7 protein-coding genes and 2 pseudogenes are annotated in these 7,636 nt (G+C 69.7%); 3 read left to right on the top strand and 6 right to left on the bottom strand.

Annotation, left to right across the window (positions count from 1 at the left end):
* From BAY1663_RS21445 to BAY1663_RS21420, 6 genes and pseudogenes are all read right to left on the bottom strand, one after another.
* On the bottom strand, nt 1-390 hold a 390-nt coding region (locus tag BAY1663_RS21445; protein WP_371257647.1), incomplete at its 3' end, for a dienelactone hydrolase family protein.
* Nucleotides 387-1,055 (bottom strand): phosphoribosyltransferase, encoded by a 669-nt coding sequence (locus BAY1663_RS21440; protein ID WP_037044856.1) that lies wholly within the window; start codon nt 1,053-1,055, stop codon nt 387-389. The genes BAY1663_RS21445 and BAY1663_RS21440, both read right to left, overlap by 4 nt.
* 319 nt (nt 1,056-1,374) lie before the next feature.
* Nucleotides 1,375-1,599: a hypothetical protein gene (locus tag BAY1663_RS21435; protein WP_256206937.1), complete on the bottom strand. Its 225-nt coding sequence runs from the start codon at nt 1,597-1,599 to the stop codon at nt 1,375-1,377.
* Between the two features lie 131 nt (nt 1,600-1,730).
* Nucleotides 1,731-2,998, bottom strand: a pseudogene (locus BAY1663_RS21430) (sorbosone dehydrogenase family protein).
* Nucleotides 2,999-3,149: 151 nt separating this feature from the next.
* Entirely contained in the window at nt 3,150-4,556 is a 1,407-nt protein-coding gene (locus tag BAY1663_RS21425) for a sigma-54 dependent transcriptional regulator (RefSeq protein WP_037044853.1), read from the bottom strand.
* A pseudogene (locus tag BAY1663_RS21420) lies at nt 4,549-6,029 on the bottom strand (sensor histidine kinase). Before BAY1663_RS21420 ends, BAY1663_RS21425 begins: the two are co-directional and overlap by 8 nt.
* Nucleotides 6,030-6,179: 150 nt before the next feature.
* Between BAY1663_RS21420 and BAY1663_RS21415 the strand changes: the two are divergent.
* The 3 genes from BAY1663_RS21415 to BAY1663_RS25575 all read left to right on the top strand — a co-directional run bounded on the left by BAY1663_RS21415 (nt 6,180) and on the right by BAY1663_RS25575 (nt 7,373).
* The gene (locus tag BAY1663_RS21415) at nt 6,180-6,566 is read left to right on the top strand and encodes a DUF4168 domain-containing protein (protein ID WP_037044850.1); all 387 of its coding nucleotides are present in this window, start codon (nt 6,180-6,182) and stop codon (nt 6,564-6,566) included.
* 199 nt (nt 6,567-6,765) lie between these two features.
* Entirely contained in the window at nt 6,766-7,221 is a 456-nt protein-coding gene (locus BAY1663_RS21410; RefSeq protein ID WP_256206932.1) for a flavodoxin family protein, read from the top strand.
* The gene (locus tag BAY1663_RS25575) at nt 7,218-7,373 is read left to right on the top strand and encodes a hypothetical protein (protein ID WP_256206931.1); all 156 of its coding nucleotides are present in this window, start codon (nt 7,218-7,220) and stop codon (nt 7,371-7,373) included. The genes BAY1663_RS21410 and BAY1663_RS25575 overlap by 4 nt, the downstream gene beginning before the upstream one ends.
* The last annotated feature ends 263 nt before the right edge of the window (nt 7,374-7,636 follow it).

Below are 7,636 nucleotides of genomic sequence, written 5' to 3'. Positions count from 1 at the left end.
CCGGCCGCGACGCGCGGTGATCAGCGCGGCGGCGGCACCGGTGCTGGCGCCGAACAGGCCGATGCGCAGGTCGCGCAGGTTCGCCTCGTGCCCCAGCTGATCCACCACCCCGTTCAGGCGCTGGCTGAGCAGCGGGATGTCGAAGCGCAACTGGCGAGTGATCTCGTCGATCGGCTGCTCGCTGGTGGTAAGCAGGTCGAACAGCAGCGTGCCGAGCCCCAGCCCGTTGAAATAGCGCGCCACGCTCTGGTTGCGCGGGCTGTGCCGGCTGCTGCCGCTGCCATGCACGAACACCACCAGGCCGCTGGCGCCCTGCGGCACGCACAGATCGCCATGCAGGCGGGCCTTGCCGAGGGTGAAGCGCATCGGTGTCGACGGGTGTTGATTCATGCCGGTTCTCCTCCCCTGCTCCAGGCCTGCTGCAGCAGGTCCATCACCTGCCGGTCGGACGTCTGGTCGAAATTCACGTACCAACGACCGATGGCATACAGGTCGTGGGGCAGATGCAGGCAGACGACGCGGTCGGCCAGCTGTTCCAGTTGCGCGACGCTCTCCGGCGCCCCCACCGGGACCGCCACCGTGACACTGCCGGCCCCCAGTTTGTGCACGGCCTGGACCGCGGCGCGCATGGTCGCGCCGGTGGCCAGGCCGTCGTCCACCAGGATCACCGCACGGTCCCGGAGCACCGGGCGCGGCCGGTCGCCGCGATAGGCCCGCTCACGCCGCTGCAGTTCATGGCTCTCCTGGATGACGGTGCCCTCGATCTCGGCGTGGGAAGCGTGGCTGTAGTGGACGATGTCCTCGTTCATCACCCGCACGCCACCACTGGCGATCGCGCCCATGGCCAGTTCGGGGTTGCCCGGCGTGCCGAGCTTGCGCACGACGAGGATGTCCAGCTCCAGGCCCAGGCGGTCGGCCACTTCATAGGCCACCGGCACGCCGCCACGGGGCAGCGCGAGCACCAGCGCACCGCTCCAGCTGGCCGCCTGCGCCAGCCGCTCGGCCAGCGCCCGACCGGCCTGTACACGGTTGGGAAAAGGAATCATCGGTGGCATGGCGGCTCCTCCGTACGACGCGGCATTCCAGGAGTCTGGCTCAAGAATCGCCCCTCGACAGGCCGCTCGCGACAAATCATCGCAACCGTCGGTCGCTGGCTCGCACCGCGCTGCCAGGGTCTTCCTTGACCAGCACCGGCCTGCACCTGGCGCAGCGCATCGGCCACGCGCTGGAAGCCGCCTACGATGGCGAACTGGCGAGCTGAAGTTCACGCCAACGACGAGGAGTATTGCGTCGGCGCGCACTGGCGACGGGACTGACGCCGTGCTGCCCAGGGACAGCACGGCGGTCAGCGACGCTGAAGAGGGGCGTGCGGCATCATTCCGGCAGTTCGACGCTGACCTTGATCGCCGCATACCAGGCCGCCACGGCGGCGATGTCCGCCTCGCTCAGGCCCGCGGCGATGACGCTCATCTGCGGATGCTTGCGCTCGCCGGAGCGGAACGCCTGCAGCTGGCGGGTCAGGTAGAGCTCGCCGTTGCCGGCCAGGTTCGGGGCATCGGCAACCTTGCTGAGCCATCGATGCCGTGGCAGGCGGCGCACATCCTGGCGCGGGCCTTGCCCTCGGCGAGGTCCGCCTGCGCCGGGAGCGCCAGGCACAATAGCGTCAGCAGCGCAAGCCAATGCGGGCGCGGGCGATCGTTTCCGGCGAGCGGCATGGCGTTCCCCTCGGTTCAGTTGCCCTGGTAGGAGATGCGGTAGATCGCCCCGGCGGTGTCGTCACTGACCAACAGCGAGCCATCCTTGAGCTGGGCGACGTCGACGATGCGGCCGTAGTACTCGCCGGTGTCCGCATCCAGCCAGCCTTCGGCGAAGGGCACGGTCTCGCCGGAGGGGCCGCTGCCGTCGGCGGCGAACGGCGTGAACATCACCCGCGCGCCGGCCGGCACGGTGCGGTTCCAGCTGCCGCGCTGGGCGCTGAACAGGCCGCCGCGGTACTGCTCGGGAAACTGCTTGCCGGTGTAGAAGGCCAGGCCCATGTCGGCGGCATGGGCAGTGGTTTCCACCACCGGGAAGGTCAGGCCCTCCGGCGGGGTTTCGTCGGCGTACTCGTTGGTACGCACCTGGCCGCCGCCGTACCAGGGCATGCCGAAGCGCATGCCGGCCTTGGGCGCATGGTTGATCTCGCCCGGCGGAATGTCGTCGCCCATGCCGTCGACCTGGTTGTCGGTGAACCACAGCTCCTTGGTCGTCGGGTGGTAGGCGATGCCCACCGAGTTGCGCACGCCACTGGCGAACACCTCGCGCTTGCTGCCGTCGCGCTCCATGCGCACGATGCCGCCGATGCCGCGCTCGGCGTAGAGGTCCAGCTTGTCCTTGGGCGGCACGTTGTGCGGCTGGCCGAGCGAGACGGTGAGCTTGTTGTCCGGGCCGATGGCGCAGACCCGCGCGCCATGGTTGTAGCTTTCCTCGTCCTGGGGGATCAGCTCGCCGGTCGGCACCACGATGTCGGCCGCCACGTCCGGCCCTTCGTAGAAGAACTCCGCGGCGGGGAACACCAGCACGCGGTTGTGCTCGGCGACGAAGAGGAAGCCGTCCGGGCTGAAGCAGGGCCCCGGCTGGGTGAAGGAGATCGCCGGGGCGAAGCGCTTGACCTCGTCCGCCGTGCGGTTCTTGGTGCGGTCGGTCACGGCCCACAGGTCGGTCTTGCGCGTGCCGACGAAGACCACGCCGCTGGACGGTCCCACCGCCATGTGCCGCGCATCCGGCACCACGGCGTAGAGGTCGATGCGAAAGCCCTCGGGCAGCTTGATGCGCTTGAGGTTCTCGCGGATGGCATCGGCCGTGGGCCCGTCCTGCGGGACGGTCTTCATATCCAGCGATTGGCCGGTGGTTTTCATCGAACGCATGCGTTCCAGCGCTTCGTCGCTGGTCGGCGCGGCGCTGGCGGCGGCGCAGCGAGGGTGAGCAGGGCGCTCAGGGTCAAGTGGAGAGTCTTCATGGCACGCACCTCATGGCGCCGCTCGGTGGGCGGCCATCGTTGTTGTTATCTGCGCAAAGCGGCGAGCAGCCTGCTTCAGCGTAGCGGCGAATCCGCGCTTTACCACCCGAAGCGGCCCCCGAAGGAGGAACGGGCCATGCCTTTTCGAGCGTCAGGCTTCGGACTGCGAGCCCCCCTCCTCGCGCTCGCCCAGCCGTCGGTACAGCGTGCGCCGGCCGATGCCCAGCAGCGCCGCGGCGCGGCGCTTGTTGCCGTCCACCTGCTTGAGCACGTACGCGATATAGCGTCGCTCCAGTTCGTCCAGGGTCGGCAGCAGCGGGCCGTCGCTGAGCCGGGCGAGCAGTTCGCCGCCGGCGTTGCGCGCGCTGTCGTCGCGGTAGCCGGCGATGCGGCTGGGCAGGTGTTCGAGCTCGATGCTGCGGCCATGGCAGAAGGTGACCGCACGCTCGATGGCGTTCTGCAGTTCGCGCACGTTGCCGGGAAAGGGATAGCGGCGCAGCTGTTCGAGCGCCGCGGTGGACAGCCCGCGCACCGGCCGCCCGCTGCGCGCGGCGAAGTGCGCGACGAAGCCGGCGGCGAGCAATTCCAGGTCCTCCTCGCGCTCACGCAGCGGCGGGACCTGCAGGATGAAGGTCTCCAGGCGGAAGAACAGGTCCTCGCGGAACGCCTCGCGGCCGGCCGCGGTTTCCAGCGGGCGGTTGCTGGCGGCGATGATGCGCACGTCCACCTGCAGCTCGCGTTCGGCGCCCAGCGGGCGGATGCTGCCCTCCTGCAGCACGCGCAGCAGCTTGGCCTGCAACGGCAGCGGCATCTCGCCGATCTCGTCGAGGAACAGCGTGCCGCCGTCGGCCTGCTGGAACAGGCCCTTGTGCGCGCGGCTGGCGCCGGTGAAGGCGCCGGCGACATGGCCGAAGAATTCGCTTTCCAGCAGTTCGGCCGGCAGCCCGGCGCAGTTGATCGCCAGGAACGGTCGCTCGGCGCGCGCGCTCTCGGCATGCACCGCGCGCGCCACCAGTTCCTTGCCGGTGCCGCTCTCGCCGATCACCAGCACCGGCCCTTCGGCGCGCGCCAGCTGGCGGATCTGGTCGAACAGCCCGCGCATCACCCGGCTGCGGCCGAGCATGCCGTGGAAGCGGTCGTCGCTGAGCAGTTGCTGGAAGCGCCGCACCTCGTCGCGCAGGCGGCGGGTCTCCAGCGCGCGCGCGACGGCCAGGGCGAAGTGCTCGAGGTCCAGCGGCTTGGTGAGGAATTCGTCGGCGCCCTCCTTGAGCGCCGCCACCGCCTGCTGGATGCTGCCGAACGCGGTGATCACCAGGAACGCCGGCGCCGCCTGCATCGCCTTGACCCGCCGCAGCAGCGCCATGCCGTCGGCACCGGGCAGGCGCAGGTCGCTGACCACCAGCGCCGGCTCCCAGCTTTCCAGTTCGCCGGCGGCCTGTTCCGCGCTGGCCCGTGCGCGCACCTGCAAGCCGCGGTCCTCCAGCTCCTCGACCAGCAACTGGCGCAGGCCGTCGTCGTCCTCGACCAGCAGGACCCGTTCCTGCAGCGCATCACTCATGCTCGTCCTCCTCTTCGCTCAATGGCAGCGCGATACGAAACGCCGCGCCCGACAGCTGGCCGCTGACCAATCCGATACGCCCGCCGCACTCGCTGACCACGCCGTGGGCGACGGCCAGCCCCAGGCCGCTGCCCTCGCCCACCGGCTTGGTGGTGAAGAATGGCTCGAACAGCGCGCCACGATGCGCCTCGGCGATACCCGGGCCATCGTCCTCGACCTGCAACAGCAGCTGGTCGGCCTGGTGCCACCAACGCAGCCGCACGCGCCCGCCGGGGCTGGCCTGGGCGGCGTTGCGCAGCAGGTTGGTCAGCGCCTGCTCGAAGCGCGGCGGGTCGACCGGCAATGCAGTGTCTGCGCCGGTGCCTGCAGTTCCAACGCGACCCGCAATGCCGCCAGCTCGTCGGCCACCGCGGCGGCGGCCGAATGCACCAGCACCTCGGTCGGAACGCGGCGCAGCGGCGAGCCGGCGGCGCGGCCGAAATCCAGCAGCTGGCGGACGATGGCGCTGAGCCGCGCCACCTGCTGGCGGACCTGCAGCAGCGCACGGCGATGCGGCTCACTCAGTTCGTCGTCGCGCAGCACCCGCTGCGCCTTGCCGTCGATCACGCTCAGCGGGCTGCCCAGCTCGTGCGCCACGCCGGCGGCCAGGCGGCCGACCGCGGCCAGTTGCTGGGTCTGGCGCAGGCGCGCCTGCAACGCCTCCTCGCGGGCCTGCTGTTCGGCAACCTGGCGTTCGGCGGCGGCGATGCTGTCGAGCATCGCGTTGAGCGCACCGGACAGCAGCACGATCTCCTGCGGTCCGGCCGCCGAGGCACGGTGTGCGCGATCGCCCGCCGCCACCCGCACCATGCTGCCGGTCAACTGCCGCAGGTGCTTGCCCACCGCCGAACGATGGCCGAGCAGGATCACCACCAGCGCCGCGCCGGCCAGCAGGCCGCCGAGCCCACCGGCGATCAGCCGCAGGCGGCGGATGTCCTGCTCGAAATCGCCCCAGCGCCGGGTGACCTGCAACAGGCCGTTGATCTGCCCGCCGCTCTCGGCCAGCGGGACGAAGTAGGAATACACCGCGCGGCCCCTGATGCGCTGGTACGCGCCGGTCAGCTCGCCGCCGGCGGTGAGCTGCTGGATCGCCGCCTGGTCCTGGTCCGGCTCGACCACCCCGGCGGAGGCGGCCAGGTTGCCGTCGCGGTCGTAGACGTAGGCGCCGTAGACGCGGCCGACGCCGAGCACCGATTCCAGCACCTGCTGCAGGGTGCGTTCGTGGTTCCGCTCCAGGCTGGCGCTCAGCGGCAGGCGAATCGCTCGCGCCACCAGCTCGACCTCGGCCTGCAAGCGCCGCTCGCTATTGCGCTCGACCGTCCACAGCAGCACCGAAGAGAAGCCGAACATGATCGCCAGCAGCGGCACGACGACCTTGAGCAACAGTGCGCCGCGCAGGCTGGATGGCCGCTGCCAGATTGATACATGTGTCATATCGGCACGATACAGGCGCCCTTCCAGCGGGTCCACGGCACCCTGACGAGCTGTAAAAAACCTTATTTATCAATTTGTTATGCAAATCGATCGAAATTGGCACAGCGCCTGCACCCGACCTGGCGTCTCAATCGAACGCAAGGAATGAATATGACCCAGCCCAACGCCCGTCTCGCTCTCGTCGGCCTCTTTTCGCTGTTCCTCGGCCTCGGCGCGCCGCTCGCCCTCGCGCAGGCACCTGCCGAACCGGCGCCCGCCGCACAACCGGCGGCCGGCACCCAGCAGTTCAGCGACGACAAGCTGGAAGGCTTCGCCAGTTCGCTCGGCGAGATCATGGAGATCCGCGAGGAGTTCACCGGCAAGCTGCAGCAGACCGAGGACGCCACCCAGGCGCGCGAACTGCAGCAGGAAGCCAACGAGCAGATGCTCGGGGTGATCGAAAAGAACGACATCAGCATCGACGAGTACAACGCCATCAACCAGGCGGTACAGACCGACCCGGAGTTGCGCAACCGCGTGATCGCGATGATGAAGTGACCTACCGCTTCTGACCGCAGCATCCGCGCGGGCCGACAGCACCTGGAAAGCCCCGTCCGATGGCAGTCGGCGGGGCTTTCTCGTCATCACGGGCAACGCGGCCTAGCGGCACCGGCATGCCCGCCCGTCCATCTCCGGCAGAACGTCCGGCGCCTGCGCGGTCCTAAGCAACATCGTCCCCGCCGACAGGAGCCGCGTCATGTCGCTTTCGGTCTTCGCCCTGAACTGCACACTCAAGCCCTCGCCCAACGATTCGTCCTGCGAACTGCTGCTACGCCAGGCCCTGGGCGCTTTCGCCGAACGGGGCGCCTACGGCGAGCTGCTGCGCGCCGTGGACTTCAACATCAAGCCCGGCGTCAGCTCCGACGAGGGCGACGGCGACGACTGGCCGCTGCTGCGCAGCAAGATCCTCGCCGCGGATATCTTCCTGCTCGGCACGCCGATCTGGCTCGGCCATCCATCGAGCGTCTGCCAGCGCGTCCTGGAGCGCCTGGACGCCCTGCTCGGCGAGACGGACGACGTCGGGCGCATGCTCTCCTACGGCACGGTCGCCGGCGTCGCCGTGGTCGGCAACGAAGACGGCGCGCACCATGTCAGCGCGCAGATCTTCCAGGGGCTCAACGATCTCGCTTTTCGCTGGCGCCCAACGCCGTGACCTACTGGGTCGGCGAGGCCATGCAGGGCACGGATTACAAGGACCTGCCGCAGCCCCCGGAAAAGGTGGCGCAAAGCACCCAGACCCTGGCACGCAACAGCATCCACCTGACGCGCCTGCTGAAGGCTTCGCAGTACCCCGGCGAGGCCTGAGGCCGCCCGGCACGATGCACGGGCGCTCCCGCGCGCGGCGGCTCGAGGGCACGGCAGGACGACACCCATTGCGGTGCGAACCGCGCTGCTCAACGGGGCATTTTCCCCGTATAGTGGCGCGCCCGCGCCGCCGACCTCCCCAGGAAAGCCAGGCGGGACGGGGGTCTTCGCAAGCCGGAACGATCCTCGCATGGCCTTCGTCGCAGCCCACCACCCCGGCGCTGCGTACCGCCGAACGCCCTATCCGGGTCGCCGGCCTGCTA

The sequence above is a fragment of the Pseudomonas sp. BAY1663 genome, assembly GCF_000582595.1.
GTDB classification, from domain to species: Bacteria; Pseudomonadota; Gammaproteobacteria; order Pseudomonadales; family Pseudomonadaceae; genus Stutzerimonas; species Stutzerimonas stutzeri_AF.
This window is presented reverse-complemented; position numbering and strand designations above follow the sequence as displayed.